Consider the following 19,671-nt stretch of genomic DNA (forward strand, 5'->3'; position numbering starts at 1 on the left):
TGTGTCGCGAGGGTGGACAACACCTGTTCAGCGCAGGTTCAGCGACGCACAGGACGCTTCTGCAATTTGCGCTGCAAGGTCCGCCGGTGCATGCCCAAGGCGCGGGCAGTGGCGGAAATGTTGCCTTCGTGTTCGGTCAGCACCCGCTGGATGTGCTCCCATTGCAGGCGATCCACCGACATGGGGTTTTCCGGCACCAGGGTGTCGAGGTCGGCGTGCTCGGACAAAAGCGCCGCCAGCACGTCATCGGCGTCCGCCGGTTTGCACAGGTAATTGCAGGCGCCGCGCTTGATGGCTTCGACCGCCGTGGCGATGCTCGAGTAACCGGTCAGGATCACCACGCGCATTTCCGGGTCCAGCTCCAGCAACTTGGGCAACAGCACCAGGCCCGAATCGCCATCCATTTTCAGGTCCAGGGCGGCATAGTCCGGCAGGTCGGCCTGGGCGATGGTCAGGCCCTCCTCGGCGGAGCCGGCGGTGCTCACGCGAAATCCCCGGCGGGACATGGCGCGGGCCATGACGCGGGTAAAAGTGGCGTCGTCATCTACCAGCAACAGGTGCGGCAGTTCTTCGCCGTCGACTTGGATCTCGTCACTCATGTTCGTCTCCTCGGTCGGCATGGGGCAGGCGCAGCTCGGTGAGCGTGCCGCCTTCCTCATGGGGGTAGAGTTTCACCGAGCCGCCGGCTCGTGTCACGCTGGCTTTGCTCAAAAACAGGCCCAGGCCGAAACCTTTGCCCTTGGTGGTAAAAAACGGTTTGCCAATCTGCTCGGCAATCGCCAACGGCACACCGGCGCCGTGGTCGCGAATGCTGATCGTCAGCTCATAGACATTCCAGTCCAGCGCCACTTCCAGGCCTTCGGGGCAGGCGTCGGCGGCGTTGTTCAACAGGTTCAGCAACGCCTGGGTCAGGTCCGGCGGCGGCGCCATGCGCGGCACCGGCCCCTGGCCCAGGCGCTGGAAGCGGTAACTGGCTTCCGGACGCATCAGGTGCCAGCGGTTCAGGGCCTCGTCGAGCCAGTCGGTCACGTCCTGCATGTCGATGGCCAACCGGCGGTTGGCCTCGGCGGCACGCACCAGGTATTGCAGGGTTTCCTTGCAGAGCTTGACCTGATCCTGCAGCACGCTGAGATCGTCCTGCAACGATGGGTCGTGGTGGTCCTGGCGCATCTCCTTAAGCAGCACGCTCATGGTCGCCAGCGGCGTCCCCAGTTCATGGGCGGCACCGGCGGCCTGGGTCGCCACGGCCAGCAATTGCTCGTCCCGCAAGCCTTCTTCGCGACGGATGGCCCGCAGTTCTTCCTGGCGACGCAACTCTTCCGCCATGCGCGCGGCAAAGAACGTGATGACCGACGCGGCCAGGGCAAAACTCAGCCACATGCCATAGATCTGCAGGTTTTCCCGGGCGATAGGGAAAGTTTCCAGCGGGTAGAACTGGGCCAGCAGCAAGGTGTACAGCGCCAGGGCGATGCCGGAAAGGATCAGCGAAAAACGCCATGGCAACGTCACCGCAGCGATGGTCAGTGGCACCAGGTAATAAGACACAAAGGGGTTGGTAGAACCGCCGGAGAAATACAGCAGCGCGCTGTGGATAAACAGGTCGCAGGCCAGTTGCACGGCGTATTCCAGCTCGGTCACCGGCCATGTGGCGCGCAGGCGGATGGCCGTCAGCGCACAAAGCACCGAGGAACAGGCCAGGGTGATCGCCAGTTGCAGCCAGGGCAGCGGCAGCAGATCGAACCAATAGGCGAGCCCCACGGACCCGGCCTGGGCAGCCAGGACCAGAATGCGGATGAACGTCAGGCGCCAGAGGTTCTGGCGAGAGGCGGAAGTCAGTTGCAAAGGGGCGAGCATGAGCTCTCCTGATGAGCGCTCCAGGCGAATCGCACGGAGTATAACCAAGGCGCGGGTTGCACAGACAAGTGTGCGGCAAAGCGCCACAGCCTCGATATGACACACCGCACCTCTGTGGCGAGGGGATTTATCCCGTCGCATCGATCTGTATAGAAGTTGTAACTGTGCGAACCGGACCGCAGAAGCTAGAGTCTTATCGTTCACGCAGGCCCGGACCTCACCCCTGCGCATCATCCCAAGGAGCTTTCATGCACACGTTCCGTCGCCACGCCGCCTTGCTCGCCCTCAGCTTGGGCACCGTCGCCAGCCTGCCGGCCCTGGCCGCCGACGAGCTTCACTACAACCAAATCTCCCTGCACGCCGAAACCAGCCAGGAAGTGGCGCGCGACCTGATGATCGTCACCCTCTACACCGAGGAACAAAACACCGACCCGGCCAAACTCGCCGCCGCCGTCAGCACCACGCTGAACAAGGCCATCGACCAGGCCAAGGAAGTGAAGGACATTACCCTGCGCCAGGGCAGCCGCAACAGCTACCCGATCTACGACAACAAAGGCCAGAAAATCACCGGCTGGCGTGAGCGCGCCGAGCTGCGCCTGGAAAGCGCCGACTTCGCTGGCCTGTCCAAGCTCACCGGCGAGTTGCTCACCGACCTGAAAATGGGCGGCATGGACTTCGCCATCTCCACCGCCACCCGCCAGAGCAGCGAAGACGCCCTGCTCAAAGACGCCGTCAACGCCTTCAAGGCCCGCGCCCAACTGACCACCGAAGCCTTGGGTGGCAAGGGTTACAAAATCGTCAACCTGAGCCTCAATACCAACGGCTACCCACAACCCTACCTGCGCGCGCCAATGATGATGAAAGCCGCGTCCATGGATGCCGAATCCGTTACGCCTGAAGTAGCAGCGGGCACCAGCAAAGTGAGCATAACGGCGGATGGGGCGATTGAGATTTTGATGCAGTAATCGAGAAGGCGTGTGGCGGGTCAATTGCGCCTGTGTCAATTGACCCGCCCGTTTTCGCGAGATGACATAAAAAGAGCGGAGATAGTCCGTGCGCGTGGAAGAGCGCTTACTGTGGTTTTACCTTCAGCAAAGGTGCAGCCGCCTGAGCAAGTTTGGTGAGCAACTCAATATCTTTCGCATCACGCTCTCCATCCCCGTTTAAATCAGTTTTTATACCCACCTTGTCGAAGTGCCCATCCTTCAGAGAGGAGGATACAAAGGTATCGAGGTAACACTGTTCGTCACGGTAAAATTTGAGCCGAACCTCAGGATTTTTATCACGATCAAGATCTTTAAATGATATGCGGATTTCGTTAGCGGCCATCATCACACCTCATCCTTTAAGTTAGATCAGTACGGCATCGCTACTTTGAATAAAGCACGCCGTATTCAGCAGACTAACCACGCCCCCAAACCCGTCTACTGTCAGAGCTGACAGGTGTATATCCATACAGGTCGAACCTCTCAAACCTGCGGGAGATGGGGGGAACATTGCACTGTGGCGAGGGAGCTTGCTCCCTCGCCACAGGGTTGCGTGCGACCTTGAGTGAATGGATCTCCCCGCGCTACACCTCAGCCGGCCTGGCCGGTGCCTCCAATTGGTCCAACGCCTTATCCACCAGCAACTGGCACAACTCCACCAACTGATGAATCCCCAGCGCCACACTGCGCCGCGTGCCGTCCACTTCAAAGGCCAGATCCTCGGCCATGGCCTTCACCGAAGCCAGGGTTTCGGAGGTGCTGGTCAGCAGCGTGTCAGCGTCGGCTTTGGCTGTTACTGAGAACAGACTGTCGATGCGGTCGTCGGTGCTTTGCTCTGGTTTTTTTGGATTGAGGTAATAGTTAAGTGCGCGCTCGGCGGCGGCGCGGTCTTTTAAGAGGTCTTCGATGGAATCGAATTCCGACAGGGGATTGGTCTTGTTGAAGTTTGGTTCGGTCTTTCCTTCGTTCATGTGCATGCTCCTGATGAAATTGGAGCCATCACTTGCCGTTATGGTTGTGAGGCTTTCGCCTACTAATTCCAGGTTCCCACTCCTGGTCGCTGTTTCGCAGCGACAGGCAAAAGGTTAGAGAGCGCATTTCCGAGGGGCAACCCTAAAAAGCTGTGGGATGTTTCGTTTCGGGGCAGGCGATCCTTCCTACGCACATGAATGACTTATGCGGCGTCCTGAATCCCCGCAAAACCCGTGGCGAGGGAGAATGTTTGACCGGCACGGGGGCTTCTTAAAAATAAGCTTTGACATCATAAAAAACAGCGCGCAAAACTTGTCCACGTTTTATGGAATGTGGACAGACTGAGATTGTGACACCGTGAAAAGTCAAGATATTCTGCTCATGTACAAAATGGCCAGCCTTCACGCGCAGGAAGAAGTGTCTCTGACTGGCAGCCAAACAGTGGCATGGGGCGGCCTATCCAAGATTGATTTGCTGCCGGATGACTACAGCCCTGAATCAAAATTAATCACCTCCCCGCCGCCTGAAAAATCCTGGGACAACTTAGAGGTCGCCATAAAACGCATCATCGACGCAGACTCGTTCCAGTGGGAAGGGTGGGACGCCGACGATGATCTCCCCCAAAAAAGAGCCGCGGCCAAGTGGGAAGACCGCTACACCCTGAGAGCCCTGGCTGAGTCCTTGGGCTTGAGTAAAAGTGAGATATCAAACTCAATCGTCCGATGCCGGGAGGCTGGATTGGTAACAAACGACTATGAAAGCTCTCTGCCCAAGGTGAATCGCCTCGCCCTTCTAAGCATCACCGAGCACGCATTGAAGTACTTTTTTCCGGTCAAGCCTGGCGCCCTGGTGAGAGGGATTCCAACAGGCTTTGCATCGCCCGTGCTTTCCAAACACCTTAAAAGTGCAGGGGAACATATCCACGTCTGGCCCGATCCGCATGGCACAGAGCGCGGTCAGGCCGTTGCACCCATTTACAAAACAGTGCCTGAAGCAGTGAAGAAGGACCGCACCCTCTACCATTATTTGGCCCTATTGGACTCCATCAGGTTGGGCGGACCACGCGAAACCAGCGTTGCCATTCAACTCCTTAAAAAAGGTATGGGCCTTTGAGCGCTGCCTCCGATCACAATTACGAGATATTGAGCACCGTCGCAGAGGGATTGGGCGATGAGCTTTTAAAGGAAGTCGCTTTTGTTGGCGGTTCCACAACCTGGCTTCTATGTACAGATGCCATTGTGCTGGACGATATCCGCAGTACTGACGACGTTGACCTGGTCATTGAGCTGGGCGGCATTGCTGACTGGCAGAGACTGACAGAGCGCTTGGCCGATAAGGGTTTCAAGATTACCGCCGAGTACAGTGACGTAACGTGTCGGTTCAAGTACAACGATGTGATTGTTGACGTGATGCCCTCTGTGAAAGAGGTGCTCGGCTATGAGAACCGCTGGTTTGTGGATGGCCTTGCGAAGGCTGATACCATCACATTGCCCAGCGGGATTGCGATCAAAATTTTCAAACCAGCCTACTTTATCGCTACAAAGCTTGAAGCGTTCAAAGGTCGCGGCAACGGCGATGCCTACCACAAAGACGTCGAAGATATCGTCCTCGTTGTAGACGGCCGAGAGAGTTTGCTAGAGGAGGTTTCGCAAGCAAATCAAGAACTTCGAACGTACATCGCGGCTGGCATCGCCGGCCTGCTGGCACTCAGCTCGTTCGAATATGTGATCGAAAGCTCGCATTCGGTCAGCGCAAATCCAGGCCGAGGCAAGCTGATTTATCAGCGCCTGAAACAACTGAGCGACATCAAATGATTCACTCAGCCAGGTCTATTAAAGGTCGGGCAAGAGATGAGAACCGTGACTGTGTGGGAGTAAGATTCGACGGAGCCCGGGGGCTATTTGTCGTCGTCGACGGTACGTCAAGGCCAGGCAGCGGCAAGCTCGCACAGGCGCTTGTCGAGCAGATACTCACACGGTACGGCGAGAAAATCGCGAGTAGCTATCCGGACAACAGCCATGAAGAGGCTGCGGTATTACTCAAGGAAATATTGAATGATGCACACGACAAACTCTTTTCGACAGCCTTCACAGGATCGGCGAGCTATCTGGTCGGTGTAGCCGCCGCAGGACTTCTCACAATCGCTTACGAAGGCGACTGCTGCGCTGGCGTGGCTTTTTCAAATAGCCCGATCATCTGGTTCACAGCACCTCACTGCCTTGCCAACTGGAAGCGTGATCGTGACCATAGACAATTGGCAGCAGATCCAGGCAGGCACCGAGTAAGCCGGTGTTTCAAAGCACGGAATAGACCAGACCCCGAGATAGTCACAAGAACGATTATTGAAGGTGAAAGACTGGTTTTTGCAACCGATGGTTTCTGGGCTGACTTGAGCAATGTGACAGAGGCTCAGTTGCTGGAAGTCGAGATGTTTGATCCCATCCAAGCCGATGATGACGTCTCCTGGATAGTCGTGCAGATCCCGGCTTAACAATCATCTCATTTAAGCCGCCTTCGCGAGCAGGCTCGCCACCACAATTGGATTCGGAGTACAGCCGTGAAAAATAGGCCGGCTGTCAGGCCGCCTCGCTTCGGACGTTGATCTCGGCGCCCCGTTAACCACGCTGGCCGAACGCAGGCATTGCGCAGTGGGCACCCCGGCATGGATGCCGGGGTAGCCGCGCTGGGCCATGGATGGCCCTTCGCGGCGGGCCCACGGAGCAATGCCTGCGTTCGGGCATACCGAGCCTAGGCGAGGTGCCGAGTGGTGGGGCAAAAGCGTTTTGCTTACTTTTGCGCTTCTCAAAAGTGAGCCGCCGTAAGGGCGGAACCATAAGCGGCCGTTACCGCAGGAATGGATATGTACTCGGCCCACAAAATCCTGGCCGGCTATAAGGCCGCCATCGCGAGCAGGCTCGCTCCCACAATTGGATCGGGGCACACCCGGAAGAAACAGGTCGGCTGTAAGGCCGCCTCGTCCCCAGAGCTATACCCAAACCCAAGGGTCCCCCTCACTTTTGGATATTTCCAACATTCCCCCCCACAACGCTACTCTCCAGAAAACCTCACCACCCCCAAGGGATTTCATGGACAGAACCACCGTCAAACCGCTCCTGCTCGCTATCGCACTCATCAGCAGTGCCCCACTGGCCCAAGCCGCCACCACCCTGGTCTACTGCTCCGAGGCCAGCCCCGCCGGGTTCGACCCCAGCCAATACACCAGCGGCACGGACTTCGACGCCTCGGCCGAAACCGTCTTCAACCGCCTCACCCAGTTCAAGCGCGGCGGCACCGAAGTCGAGCCTGGGCTGGCAACGAGTTGGGATGTATCCGCCGACGGCCTGGCCTATACCTTTCACCTGCGCGACGGCGTGAAATTCCACACCACCGACTATTTCACCCCCACCCGCGACTTCAACGCCGACGACGTGTTGTTCACCTTCCAGCGCCTGCTCGACCCGCAACACCCATTCCGCCAGGCCTACCCCACCGAGTCGCCCTACTTCACCGACATGGGCCTGAACACCACGATCAAAAGCGTCGAAAAAGTCGACGAGCACACCGTGCGCTTCAACCTGAACAACGTCGATTCGGCCTTCGTGCAGAACCTGGCGATGAGTTTCGCGTCCGTCCAGTCCGCCGAATATGCGGCGCAGTTGCTGAAGGAAGGCAAGGCCGGCGACCTCAACCAGAAACCCATCGGCACGGGTCCGTTCGTGTTCAAGCGCTACCAGAAAGACTCGCAGATCCGCTATGCCGCCAATACGGCGTACTGGAAACCCGAGGACGTGAAGCTCGACAACCTGATTTTTTCCATCACCCCGGACGCCGCCGTGCGCCTGCAAAAACTCAAGAAGAACGAATGCCAGGTCAGCGGCTACCCGCGCCCGGCCGACATCGAGGTAATGGAGCAAGACCCGAACCTGCAAGTGCTCAAGCAGCCCGGCTTCAACCTGGGTTTCCTGGCCTATAACGTGACGCATCCGCCCCTGGACCAGCTCAAGGTCCGTCAGGCGCTGGACATGGCCATCGATAAACCGGCGATCATCAAAGCCGTGTACCAGAGCGCCGGGCAGCTGGCGCAGAACGCCTTGCCACCGGCCCAGTGGTCGTTCGACCCGAGCATTAAGGACGCGCCCCATGACGTGACCAAGGCCAAGGCGCTACTCAAGGAGGCCGGGGTTGCGCCTGGTACTACCATCAACTTATGGGCAATGACGGTGCAGCGCGCGTCCAACCCCAATGCACGAATGTCGGCGCAGATGATCCAGCAGGACTGGGCCAAGATCGGGATCAAGGCCAACATCGTCAGCTATGAATGGGGCGAGTACATCAAGCGCGCCAAGAATGGCGAACACGACGTGATGATCTACGGCTGGACCGGCGACAACGGCGACCCGGACAACTGGCTGGGTGTGCTTTACAGCTGCGCGGCGGTCAAGGGCAGCAACTACGCCAAGTGGTGCGACCCGGCGTACGACCGTTTGACCCAGCAAGCCAAGGTCTCCACCGACCGCCAGCAACGGATCGATTTATATCAACAGGCGCAGAAAATCCTTAAGCAACAGGTGCCGATCACACCTATCGCCAACTCCACAGTATTTCAGCCGATAAACAAACAAGTGGTGGATTTCAAACTCAGCCCGTTTGGCCTTACACCCTTCTACGGCGTGGGTTTGAAGAGGTAACACCCGCCCCAACCCGGTGCGTAACGGCCTCCAAGCGCACCGGTACAGAGCGACTTTCGTAACAAAAAAACACGCGCAAACGATCAAATGCGTCAGAACTTATACAGATGCGACATTAAGGTACGTTCGTGCCACTGTTTCAGACTTGTGACCGTTCGGGATCTTGCATTGGGTATGGGCCCTGCATAAGTATCCGCAGGACGACTCACGAGGTCGCCCTCAAATCCAAAAATGACAACAAATCATGAGGCCAACATGCTTAAACACGCGGTCATTCCGTTTTTAGTCGGCGCAAGCTTATTAGCCAGCGCACCATTCGCCCAAGCGGCGACTAACCTGGTGTTCTGCTCCGAAGGGAGCCCAGCCGGTTTCGACCCCGGCCAGTACACCACCGGAACCGACTTCGACGCCTCTGCAGAGACCATGTTCAATCGTCTGACCCAGTTCGAACGCGGCGGCACCGCTGTGATTCCTGGTCTGGCGACCAAGTGGGATATTTCCGAAGACGGCCTGACCTACACCTTCCACCTGCGTGAAGGCGTCAAGTTCCACACCACCCCGTACTTCAAGCCGACCCGCGAATTCAACGCCGACGACGTGCTGTTCACCTTCAATCGCATGATCAACAAGGATGACCCGTTCCGTAAGGCGTATCCAACCGAGTTCCCGTACTTCACCGACATGGGGATGGACACCAACATCACCCAGATCGATAAAGTCGACGACCACACCGTCAAATTCGTCCTCAAGGATGTTGACGCCGCGTTTATCCAGAACATGGCCATGAGCTTCGCCTCGATCCAGTCCGCCGAGTACGCTGCCCAGTTGCTCAAGGAAGGCAAGCCGAGCGACATCAACCAAAAACCGATCGGCACCGGCCCGTTCGTGTTCAAGAGCTACCAGAAAGACTCCAACATCCGCTACACCGGGAACAAGGACTACTGGAAGCCTGAGGACGTGAAGATCGACAACCTGATCTTCGCCATCACCACCGACCCATCGGTACGTATCCAGAAGCTGAAGAAGAACGAGTGCCAGGTCACCCTCTTCCCACGCCCCGCCGACCTCAAGGCACTGAAGGACGACAAGGCACTGAAGATGCCTGACCAGGCCGGTTTCAACCTGGGCTACATCGCCTATAACGTGATGGACAAGATCAAAGGCAGCAATGAGCCGAACATACTGGCCGACCTGAAAGTTCGCCAGGCGCTGGACATGGCGGTCAACAAGCCGCAGATCATCGATTCGGTTTACCAGGGCGCCGGCCAACTGGCGGTCAACGCCATGCCGCCGACCCAATGGTCCTATGACACCACCATCAAGGATGCCAAGTACGACCCTGAGAAAGCCAAGGCGCTGCTCAAGGAAGCCGGCGTCAAGGAAGGTACCAACCTCACCCTGTGGGCGATGCCGGTTCAACGTCCGTACAACCCGAACGCCAAACTGATGGCTGAGATGCTGCAGTCCGACTGGAAGAAAATCGGCCTGAACGTCAACATCGTCAGCTACGAATGGGGCGAGTACATCAAGCGCTCCAAGGGCGGCGAGAACCAGGCCATGATCATTGGCTGGAGCGGTGACAACGGTGACCCGGACAACTGGCTCAACGTGCTGTTCGGTTGCGACTCGCTCAGTGGCAACAACTTCTCCAAATGGTGCGACAAGAAGTTCGACGGTCTCGTCAAGGACGCCAAGCGCACCACCGACCAGGCCAAGCGCACCGAACTGTACAAACAGGCGCAACACGTCCTCAAAGATGCTGTGCCAATGACACCTATCGCTCACTCGACGGTGTATCAACCCATGCGCGCCAACGTGCAGGACTTCAAGATCAGCCCATTCGGCTTGAACTCCTTCTACGGCGTCAGCGTCAGCAATTAAAAGGTAGGCAACGGCGGCGTTTCAACGACGCCGTTGCTTTATCTGCCGAGACCAAGACTTAGGAAATTGCCTACATCCAAACGCGCTGCGTACCACAGCAGTTGATTTAGGACGTATCTCCTTTTCCCACAAGTCTTTCAGGCGTTACGCATTTACTGCCTGGCCCACGGTACCTACCGTCAGGGGCCTGGTCGGCTTGCTGATCCTGCGGCATCGCTGCACGTAATGGCTTGAACTCAGTGCCCCGACCGCCCCCGGAAGGACGCCGGCTCACTGTTAACACCCCGAACGAGAGAGGGAGCGTCATGCGCCATACCTTGGTTTTATCTACATTGCTGGGCACCGGCCTGCTGGCTGTCACGTCCATGGCCCAAGCCGCCAACAGCCTGGTGTTCTGCTCCGAAGGCAGCCCTGCTGGTTTCGACACCGCGCAATACACCACGGCGACCGACAACGATGCCGCCGAGCCGCTGTACAACCGCCTGGCCGAGTTTGAAAAAGGCGCGACCAACGTCGTACCGGGTCTTGCGACCAGCTGGGATATTTCCGAAGACGGCCTGAAATACACTTTTCACCTGCGCGAGGGGGTGAAGTTTCATACCACCGATTACTTCACGCCGACACGGGACTTCAACGCCGACGACGTGCTGTTCACCTTCAACCGCATGCTTGACCCGCAGCAGCCGTTCCGCAAGGCCTACCCCACGGAGTTTCCGTATTTCAACGGCATGAGCCTGAACAAGAACATCGCCAAGGTGGAGGCGACCGGGCCGCTGACCGTAGTCATGACCCTCAACAGCGTGGATGCAGCGTTCATCCAGAACATTGCCATGAGCTTCGCCGCGATCCTGTCGGCCGAATACGCCGACCAGTTGCTCAAGAGCGGCAAGCCGAGCGACATCAACCAGAAGCCGATCGGCACCGGGCCGTTCGAGTTCAAGAGCTACCAGAAAGACTCCAACATCCGCTACGTCGCCAACAAGCAGTACTGGGCGCCGGAACGGGTCAAGTTGGACAACCTGATCTTCTCCATCAACACCGATGCGTCGGTTCGGGTGCAGAAACTCAAGGCCAATGAATGCCAGGTCACCCTGCACCCGCGTCCGGCCGATGTGCCCGCCTTGAAGAACGACCTGAAGCTGAAACTGATCGAGAAGCCCGGGTTCAACCTTGGCTACATCGCCTATAACACCCGCCACAAACCCTTCGACCAGGTCGAGGTGCGACGGGCGCTGGACATGGCGGTGAACAAGCAAAGCATTCTCAATGCCGTGTACCAAGGCGCGGGGCAACTGGCGGTCAACGCCATGCCGCCGACCCAATGGTCCTACGACGAGACCATCAAGGACGCCGCCTACAACCCGGAAAAAGCCAAGGAGCTGCTCAAGGCCGCCGGGGTCAAGGACGGCACCGAAATCACCCTCTGGGCCATGCCGGTGCAGCGCCCGTACAACCCCAACGCCAAGTTGATGGCCGAGATGCTCCAGGCCGACTGGGCGAAAATCGGCTTGAAGGTGAAGATCGTCAGCTACGAATGGGGCGAGTACATCAAGCGCACCAAGAACGGCGAGCACGACGTCAGCCTGATCGGCTGGACCGGCGACAACGGTGACCCGGACAACTGGCTGGGCACGCTGTACAGCTGCGACGCCATCGGCGGCAACAACTACTCCATGTGGTGTGACCAGGATTACGACAAGCTGATCAAGCAGGCCAAAGTCGTCACCGACCGCGACCAGCGCACCGAGCTCTACAAACAGGCCCAGCAGTTGCTCAAGCAGCAAGTGCCGATCACCCCTGTTGCCCACTCGACGGTCAACCAGCCGCTGAGTGCCAAAGTCGAAGGATTCAAGGTCAGCCCCTTCGGTCGCAACGTGTTCTCAGGCGTCAGCCTGACCCCATAACCGATTAGCCAAACAGCGAGGGCTCCCAGGAGCCCTTACGCAGACGCTTTGCCGAAATTCGCCGATCAGGCTAAATGCAAACGTTTGCTATCTGTGAATGAGTTAAAAACCAATAGCCGGACCACAAAAAACCGGCGCTAAAAAAAAGTAAAAAGGAGCTTCACCATGAAAATGAGCAGCACCGCGATATTGGCCCTGGCCATCAGCAGCATCACCGCGACGGCCTATGCAGAATCCCAGAGCCAGGCGGTCACCCCAGTGACCCTCAAGACCACCAGCGAGCAAAGCGAAGCCAAAGGTTTCGTCGAAGGCCAGTCGGTGACCGGTTCGACCCGTAACTGGTATGCCAACGAGCAATTCAAGCGCGGCGCGAAACTCACCTACCGCAAGAACGGCGAAGCGCGGGAAACCGACCGCCGTATCAACTGGCTGCAGGGCACCATCGTCAAGTACAACTCCGGTTTCACTGAAGGCACCGTTGGCTTCAGCACCGAAGTAGCCGCCTACAACGCCATCGCCCTGGACCAGGACCGCAAAGACCTGGCTTCCAACAATGGCGGCGCACCGACCACCCGCCCTGGCGCCGGTAACAACCGTACACTGACCCGTGAAGGCGGCGACGCCGTCGGCCAGTGGAGCAAACTGGGCCTGGCGAACCTCAAGGCCCGTGTTTCGAGTACCACCCTGACCGCCGGCCGCCAGAACTTCAGCAGCCCGATGGTCGACGTCATCGGCAACCGTGCCCTGCCCTCCAGCTTCCAGGGTGTGAGCCTGCACAGCGAAGAATTCGAGAACCTGGCGTTCGACGTCGCCACCTTCGACCGCAACTCTCCCCGTACCGAAGAGAGCCAGCGCAAGTTCCGTTCCGAATACGGCGACAGCAGCGTTGAAACCGATCACGTCAACACCGCCGGTATCACCTATCAGCCATTGGCCAGCCTGAAAACCAGCCTCTGGGCGACCCAGGCCGAAGACCTCTGGAACCAGTACTACTTCGGCGCCACCCATGAACTGGGCGACAGTTCGGTGCTGAGCCTGACCACCGGCCTGAACTACTACAAGACCGTGGATTCGGGCAAAAGCAAGCTGGGCGAGATCGACAACGACACCTACTCCCTGTCGTTCGGCCTTACGCACCAGGCCCACAGCCTGACGTTCTCGTACCAGGAAGTGAACGGTAACGAGTACTTCGACTACCTGCACGAAACCAACGGCATCTACCTGGCCAACTCCCTGTTGTCGGACTTCAACGGCCCGAACGAGAAATCCTTCCAGATCGCCTATGGCCTGAACATGGCTGAATACGGCGTGCCGGGCCTGAAGTTCAACATCTACCAGGCCCGTGGCTGGGGCATTGACGGCACCCATTACAACAGCACCGGTTACAGCGACGTGAAGGCCATGGACGGTGAGCACCATTACGAATACGGCATCGGCGCGTCCTATGCCGTACAGAGCGGCCCACTGAAAGCCACCGCGATCCGTGCGACCTACACCGCACACCGCGCCAGCGAAAACCAGGCCGACGGCAGCCTCAACGAGTTCCGCGTGGTGACCACCGTCCCGTTCAACATTCTCTAACCCCTCCGCCGAACGGCCGACTCACGAGGTTGGCCGTTCGGTTTTTTGCCGTTTAACCGATTGCAGAGGATTGCAGATGAACATGCTCCCCCTAAAAGCAGCGATTGCCGCTGCCTTGCTGAGTGTCGCCGTTGGCGCCTCGGCCAAACCCCTCGTGGTTTGCACAGAAGCCAGCCCGGAAGGCTTCGACATCGTCCAGTACACGACTGCAGTCACCGCCGATGCCGTGGCGGAAACCATGTTCAATCGCCTGGCCGACTTCAAGCCCGGCACCACCGAAGTGGTTCCGGCCCTGGCCGAATCCTGGGACATCAGTGACGATGGCCTGACGTACACCTTCCACTTGCGCCAAGGCGTCAAGTTCCACACCACCGAATACTTCAAGCCGACCCGCGACATGAACGCCGACGACGTGGTCTGGAGTTTCCAACGCCAGTTGGACCCCAAACACCCGTGGCACGACAAGTCCAGCGTGGGCTTCCCCTACTTTGAAAGCATGGGTTTCAAAGACCTGCTTAAAAGCGTCGAAAAAGTCGACGACCATACGGTCAAGTTCACCCTGACCCGTCGCGAAGCGCCGTTTTTGGCCGACATCGCCATGGCCTTCTCCTCGATCTACCCGGCCGAATACGCCGACCAATTGCTCAAGGCAGGCAAGACCGGCGACCTCAACAGCAAGCCAGTCGGTACCGGGCCGTTTGTCTTCCAGCGCTACAACAAGGACGCCCAGGTGCGGTTCAAGGCCAACCCGGACTACTTCCGCGGCAAGCCACCGGCCGATGCACTGGTGCTGGCCATCGCCATCGACAACAACGTGCGCATGCAAAAGCTCAAGACCAACGAGTGCCAGATCGCGCTGTACCCCAAACCCGACGACATCCCCGGCATCAAGAAAGACCCCAACCTGAAGGTCGCCGAACTGGACGCGATGACCGTTTCCTACACCGCCATGAACACCAGCCACAAGTACATGAGCGACGTGCGGGTGCGCAAAGCCATCGACCTGGCCTTCGACAAGGCAGCCTACGTCAACGCGCTGTTCGGCAAGGGCAACGCCACCGTGGCGGTCAACCCGTACCCGCCAACACTGCTGGGCTTCAACCACGACCTGAAAAACCCGACTCGCGACCTGGACCAGGCCCGCAAGTTGCTTAAAGAAGCCGGCGTACCGGAAGGCACCGTGTTCACCCTGTTCACCCGCAACGGCGGCGGCCCTACCAACCCCAACCCGATGCTCGGCGCGCAGATGATGCAGGCCGACCTGGCGAAGGTCGGGATCAAGGTCGACATCCGTGTGATGGAATGGGGCGAAATGCTCAAGCGCGCGAAAAACGGCGAGCACGACATGGTGTCCGCCGGATGGGCGGGCGATAACGGCGACCCCGATAACTTCCTGACACCTATGCTCAGTTGTGAGGCCGCCAAGAACGGCGAAAACTACGCCCGATGGTGCAACCAGCAGTTCCAGGCGCTGATCGACCAGGCTCGCGCCACCGTGAACCCTGAGGAACGCGCCAAGCTCTATGAGCAGGCCCAGGTGATTTTCAACCAGGACCAACCGTGGATCAGCATGGCCCACACCCGCATGTTTACGGCAATGCGCAAGAACGTAGAGGGCTACGTCATTAGCCCGCTCACCACCAATAACTTCGCCACTACCCAGGTGAAGTAGATAAGGGTTTGAACGAAAAGTCGCCGAGCGGCGATCAGGCAAGGCGAAAACAGGCGAGGAAGCGGAGTTGACTGGTTGTCAATGAGCATTCCGATCGGACTCGCGCCCGAACCTGTTTTCAACGCAGCATGATCGTCGCGCAGGCACTTCTCGTTTAAAGCCTAGAAAGCGCCCGGCAGCCCTGACCCAAGGGCTCCCGGGCATGCCTAACCGGCTGATGAGGTACACCTGAAGATGTTTAGTTTTATTGCCCGCCGACTGGGATTATTGATCCCCACGTTCTTCGGCATCACCTTGCTGACCTTCGCGTTGATTCGCATGATCCCCGGCGACCCCGTGGAAGTGATGATGGGCGAACGTCGGGTCGATCCCGAAATGCATGCTCAGGCAATGGAACGCCTTGGCCTGAACAAGCCGCTGTATGCCCAGTACCTGGACTACATCGGCAAACTGGCCCACGGTGATCTCGGCGAATCGCTGCGTACCCGTGAAAGCGTATGGACCGAGTTCAGCTCCCTGTTTCCCGCGACCCTGGAACTGTCCATGGCCGCCCTGTTATTCGCCGGTATCCTGGGCCTGCTGGCCGGGGTGATCGCGGCACTCAAGCGAGGGTCCCTGTTCGACCATGGGGTGATGGGCATCTCCCTGGCGGGCTATTCGATGCCGATCTTCTGGTGGGGCCTGATCCTGATCATGTTCTTCTCGGTGTCCCTGGGCTGGACGCCGGTGTCGGGGCGCATCGACCTCTTGTACGACATTGAGCCGAGAACCGGCTTCATGCTGATCGACACGTTGCTGGCCGATGAGCCGGGCGCGTTCTTCGATGCCCTGCATCACCTGATCCTGCCGGCCATTGTGCTGGGCACCATTCCACTGGCGGTGATCGCCCGCATGACCCGCTCTTCGATGCTGGAAGTGCTGCGCGAAGACTACATCCGCACCGCGCGCGCCAAAGGCCTGTCGCCTGCACGGGTGGTTTTCGTGCATGGCCTGCGCAATGCGCTGATTCCGGTGCTGACCGTGGTCGGCCTGCAAGTCGGCACCCTGCTGGCCGGTGCGGTCCTGACCGAAACGATCTTCTCCTGGCCGGGCATCGGCAAGTGGCTGATCGAAGCCATCGGCGCCCGGGACTATCCCGTGGTGCAGAACGGCATCCTGTTAATTGCCTGCCTGGTGATTCTGGTCAACTTCGTCGTGGACATCCTCTACGGCTTTGCCAACCCACGCATCCGTCACCAGCGCTGAGATCAAATCAATGAGTACTCCAACTACCTCGGTAGCAGTCGATCAAAGCCTGCTGTACCCGTCCCCATACAAAGAATTCTGGCAGGCGTTTTCCCACAACAAAGGCGCCGTGGCCGGGTTGATGTTCATGATCTTGGTGGTGTTCTGCGCGATCTTCGCCCCCTGGGTCGCCCCGCATGACCCGAGCGAGCAGTACCGCGATTTCCTGCTGACCCCGCCGGCTTGGCTCGAGGGCGGGCAGATCCAGTTCCTGCTGGGCACCGACGAACTGGGGCGCGACCTGCTGTCACGGCTGATCCAAGGTTCGCGCCTGTCGCTGCTGATCGGTTTGTCATCGGTGGTGATGTCGCTGATCCCGGGCATCCTGCTGGGCCTGTTCGCCGGGTTCTTCCCGCGCATCCTCGGCCCGACCATCATGCGCCTGATGGACATCATGCTGGCCCTGCCCTCGCTGCTGCTGGCCGTGGCGATTGTCGCCATCCTCGGCCCAGGTCTGATCAACACCGTGATCGCCATCGCCATCGTGTCGCTGCCGTCCTACGTGCGCCTGACCCGTGCTGCGGTGATGGGTGAACTGAACCGCGACTACGTGACCGCCGCCCGCCTGGCCGGTGCCGGCCTGCCTCGCCTGATGTTCATCACCGTGCTGCCCAACTGCATGGCGCCGCTGATCGTGCAGGCGACCTTGAGCTTTTCCTCGGCGATCCTCGACGCCGCCGCCCTGGGCTTCCTCGGCTTGGGCGTCCAGCCGCCAACCCCTGAGTGGGGCACCATGCTGGCCTCGGCCCGCGACTACATCGAACGCGCCTGGTGGGTGGTGAGCCTGCCCGGCTTGACCATTTTGCTCAGCGTGCTGGCAATCAACCTGATGGGCGACGGCCTGCGCGATGCGCTGGACCCGAAACTCAAGAATGCCGCCTGAGGAGATTCCCATGTCACTGCTAGAAATCAAGAATCTCAACGTTCGCTTCGGCGACGCCACCGCCGTTCCGGTGGTCGACGGTCTGGACCTTACCGTGGAAAAAGGCGAAGTCCTGGCCATCGTCGGCGAATCGGGCTCGGGTAAATCCGTGACCATGATGGCGCTGATGGGCCTGATCGAGCACCCCGGCATCGTCACTGCCGATGCGCTGAACTTCGACGGCAAGAACATGCTCAAGCTGAGCAACCGCCAGCGTCGGCAGGTGGTCGGCAAAGACCTGGCGATGGTGTTCCAGGACCCAATGACCGCGCTCAACCCCAGCTACACCGTGGGTTTCCAGATCGAAGAAGTGCTGCGCCTGCACCTGAAGATGTCCGGCAAGGCCGCCCGTAAACGCGCCATCGAACTGCTGGAAAAAGTCGAGATCCCGGGCGCTGCCAGCCGCATGGACGCCTACCCCCATCAGTTGTCCGGCGGCATGAGCCAGCGCGTGGCGATTGCCATGGCCATTGCCGGCGAACCGAAACTGTTGATCGCCGACGAACCAACCACCGCCCTGGACGTGACCATCCAGGCGCAGATCATGGACCTGCTGCTGGCCCTGCAAAAAGAACAGAACATGGGCCTGGTGCTGATCACCCACGATCTGGCGGTGGTGGCTGAAACCGCCCAGCGCGTATGCGTGATGTACGCCGGCCAAGCCGTGGAAGTGGGCCAGGTGCCTGAGCTGTTCGACATTCCGGCCCACCCGTACAGCGAAGCATTGCTGGCGGCGATTCCGGAGCACAGCATGGGCGCCGAGCGCCTGGCGACGTTGCCGGGCATCGTTCCCGGTCGCTACGACCGTCCGCAAGGTTGCCTGCTGTCGCCACGTTGCCCGTACGTGCGCGACAACTGCCGTCAGCAACGCCCTACCCTTGACCCGAAAGCCGCCAGCCTCGCCCGCTGCTTCTACCCGCTGAACCAGGAGGTGGCGTGATGGCCGTCGTACTTACCGCCCGTGACCTGACCCGTCATTACGAAGTGTCCCGTGGCATGTTCAAAGGCCACGCGACCGTGCGCGCCCTCAACGGCGTGTCGTTTGAACTGGAAGCCGGCAAGACCCTGGCCGTGGTGGGCGAATCCGGTTGCGGCAAATCCACCCTCGCCCGGGCCCTGACGTTGATCGAGGAACCTTCCTCCGGCTCCTTGAAAATCGCCGGCCAGGAAGTGGCCGGCGCCAACAAGGCCGAACGCAAGCAACTGCGCAAAGACGTGCAGATGGTGTTCCAGAGCCCTTACGCGTCCCTCAACCCACGGCAGAAAATCGGCGATCAGCTGGCCGAGCCGTTGCTCATCAACACCAGCCTGTCGGCCACCGAGCGGCGGGAGAAAGTCCAGGCGATGATGAAGCAGGTGGGCTTGCGCCCCGAGCATTACCAGCGCTACCCGCACATGTTCTCCGGCGGCCAGCGCCAGCGCATCGCCCTGGCGCGCGCCATGATGTTGCAGCCCAAAGTGCTGGTGGCGGACGAACCGACGTCGGCGCTGGACGTGTCGATCCAGGCTCAGGTGCTGAACCTGTTCATGGACTTGCAGCAGGAATTCAACACCGCCTACGTGTTCATTTCCCACAACCTGGCGGTGGTGCAACACGTGGCCGACGACGTGATGGTGATGTACCTCGGCCGCCCTGTGGAAATGGGCCCCAAGGACGCTATCTACAGCCGCCCGCTGCACCCCTACACCCAGGCGCTGCTGTCGGCCACACCCACCATTCACCCGGACCCGAACAAGCCGAAGATCAAAATCGTCGGCGAACTGCCCAACCCGCTCAACCCACCGTCCGGCTGCGCCTTCCACAAGCGCTGCCCGTACGCCACCGAGCGCTGCCAGAGCGAAGAACCAGCCCTGCGGTTGCTGGATAACCGCCAGGTGGCCTGTCATTACGCCGAGCAGTTTCTCGACGGCGCGGCGTAAGGCAAAA

Annotated in this window: 17 protein-coding genes; 13 read left to right on the plus strand and 4 right to left on the minus strand. The window is 59.3% G+C overall.

The annotated features are described in order from the left end of the window. Positions 1-38: 38 nt before the first annotated feature. Together ACA047_RS24955 and ACA047_RS24960 are read right to left on the minus strand one after the other, a co-directional pair. Complete coding sequence (locus ACA047_RS24955; RefSeq protein WP_003177957.1) at positions 39-599, minus strand: response regulator transcription factor; 561 nt, start codon at positions 597-599, stop codon at positions 39-41. Then, the gene (locus ACA047_RS24960) at positions 592-1,854 is read right to left on the minus strand and encodes an ATP-binding protein (RefSeq protein WP_497353940.1); all 1,263 of its coding nucleotides are present in this window, start codon (positions 1,852-1,854) and stop codon (positions 592-594) included. Before ACA047_RS24960 ends, ACA047_RS24955 begins: the two co-directional genes overlap by 8 nt. 248 nt (positions 1,855-2,102) lie before the next feature. Here ACA047_RS24960 and ACA047_RS24965 point away from each other — a divergent pair, with 248 nt between their 5' ends. Further along, positions 2,103-2,819 carry an SIMPL domain-containing protein gene (locus ACA047_RS24965; RefSeq protein WP_497353942.1) on the plus strand — a complete coding sequence of 239 codons (717 nt, stop codon included), beginning with the start codon at positions 2,103-2,105 and terminating at the stop codon, positions 2,817-2,819. A 106-nt stretch (positions 2,820-2,925) separates the two neighbouring features. On the opposite strand, the gene ACA047_RS24970 is transcribed toward ACA047_RS24965, so the two are convergent. Together ACA047_RS24970 and ACA047_RS24975 are read right to left on the minus strand one after the other, a co-directional pair. Then, positions 2,926-3,186, minus strand: a complete 261-nt coding sequence (locus ACA047_RS24970; RefSeq protein WP_497353944.1) for a hypothetical protein — start codon at positions 3,184-3,186, stop codon at positions 2,926-2,928. Between the two features lie 238 nt (positions 3,187-3,424). After that, complete coding sequence (locus ACA047_RS24975; protein ID WP_497353946.1) at positions 3,425-3,811, minus strand: DUF6124 family protein; 387 nt, start codon at positions 3,809-3,811, stop codon at positions 3,425-3,427. A gap of 382 nt (positions 3,812-4,193) precedes the next feature. Here ACA047_RS24975 and ACA047_RS24980 point away from each other — a divergent pair, with 382 nt between their 5' ends. The 12 genes from ACA047_RS24980 to ACA047_RS25035 all read left to right on the plus strand — a co-directional run bounded on the left by ACA047_RS24980 (position 4,194) and on the right by ACA047_RS25035 (position 19,664). Next, positions 4,194-4,925, plus strand: coding sequence for a MarR family transcriptional regulator (locus tag ACA047_RS24980; RefSeq protein WP_497360538.1), 732 nt, complete (start codon positions 4,194-4,196; stop codon positions 4,923-4,925). After that, positions 4,922-5,626, plus strand: coding sequence for a hypothetical protein (locus tag ACA047_RS24985; RefSeq protein ID WP_497353948.1), 705 nt, complete (start codon positions 4,922-4,924; stop codon positions 5,624-5,626). The genes ACA047_RS24980 and ACA047_RS24985 overlap by 4 nt, the downstream gene beginning before the upstream one ends. After that, positions 5,623-6,303: a PP2C family protein-serine/threonine phosphatase gene (locus ACA047_RS24990; protein ID WP_497353950.1), complete on the plus strand. Its 681-nt coding sequence runs from the start codon at positions 5,623-5,625 to the stop codon at positions 6,301-6,303. The genes ACA047_RS24985 and ACA047_RS24990 overlap by 4 nt, the downstream gene beginning before the upstream one ends. Positions 6,304-6,898: 595 nt before the next feature. Beyond that, positions 6,899-8,500, plus strand: coding sequence for an ABC transporter substrate-binding protein (locus ACA047_RS24995; RefSeq protein ID WP_497353952.1), 1,602 nt, complete (start codon positions 6,899-6,901; stop codon positions 8,498-8,500). Between the two features lie 255 nt (positions 8,501-8,755). After that, positions 8,756-10,381 carry an ABC transporter substrate-binding protein gene (locus tag ACA047_RS25000; RefSeq protein WP_497353954.1) on the plus strand — a complete coding sequence of 542 codons (1,626 nt, stop codon included), beginning with the start codon at positions 8,756-8,758 and terminating at the stop codon, positions 10,379-10,381. A 305-nt stretch (positions 10,382-10,686) separates the two neighbouring features. Beyond that, positions 10,687-12,285 (plus strand): ABC transporter substrate-binding protein, encoded by a 1,599-nt coding sequence (locus tag ACA047_RS25005; protein ID WP_497353956.1) that lies wholly within the window; start codon positions 10,687-10,689, stop codon positions 12,283-12,285. Positions 12,286-12,450: 165 nt separating this feature from the next. Then, positions 12,451-13,866 carry an OprD family porin gene (locus tag ACA047_RS25010; protein ID WP_497353958.1) on the plus strand — a complete coding sequence of 472 codons (1,416 nt, stop codon included), beginning with the start codon at positions 12,451-12,453 and terminating at the stop codon, positions 13,864-13,866. A 76-nt stretch (positions 13,867-13,942) separates the two neighbouring features. Continuing rightward, positions 13,943-15,538 carry an ABC transporter substrate-binding protein gene (locus tag ACA047_RS25015; protein ID WP_497353960.1) on the plus strand — a complete coding sequence of 532 codons (1,596 nt, stop codon included), beginning with the start codon at positions 13,943-13,945 and terminating at the stop codon, positions 15,536-15,538. 234 nt (positions 15,539-15,772) lie between these two features. Then, a complete protein-coding gene (locus ACA047_RS25020) occupies positions 15,773-16,783 on the plus strand; it encodes an ABC transporter permease subunit (RefSeq protein ID WP_497353962.1) in 1,011 nt (336 codons plus the stop codon). A 10-nt stretch (positions 16,784-16,793) separates the two neighbouring features. Next, on the plus strand, positions 16,794-17,705 hold the full coding sequence (locus ACA047_RS25025) for an ABC transporter permease subunit (RefSeq protein WP_497353964.1): 912 nt from the start codon (positions 16,794-16,796) through the stop codon (positions 17,703-17,705). A gap of 10 nt (positions 17,706-17,715) precedes the next feature. Then, the gene (locus tag ACA047_RS25030) at positions 17,716-18,684 is read left to right on the plus strand and encodes an ABC transporter ATP-binding protein (protein WP_497353966.1); all 969 of its coding nucleotides are present in this window, start codon (positions 17,716-17,718) and stop codon (positions 18,682-18,684) included. Then, positions 18,684-19,664, plus strand: coding sequence for a peptide ABC transporter ATP-binding protein (locus ACA047_RS25035; RefSeq protein ID WP_497353968.1), 981 nt, complete (start codon positions 18,684-18,686; stop codon positions 19,662-19,664). Before ACA047_RS25030 ends, ACA047_RS25035 begins: the two co-directional genes overlap by 1 nt. The last annotated feature ends 7 nt before the right edge of the window (positions 19,665-19,671 follow it).

The organism is Pseudomonas sp. LBUM1664 (genome assembly GCF_059695895.1).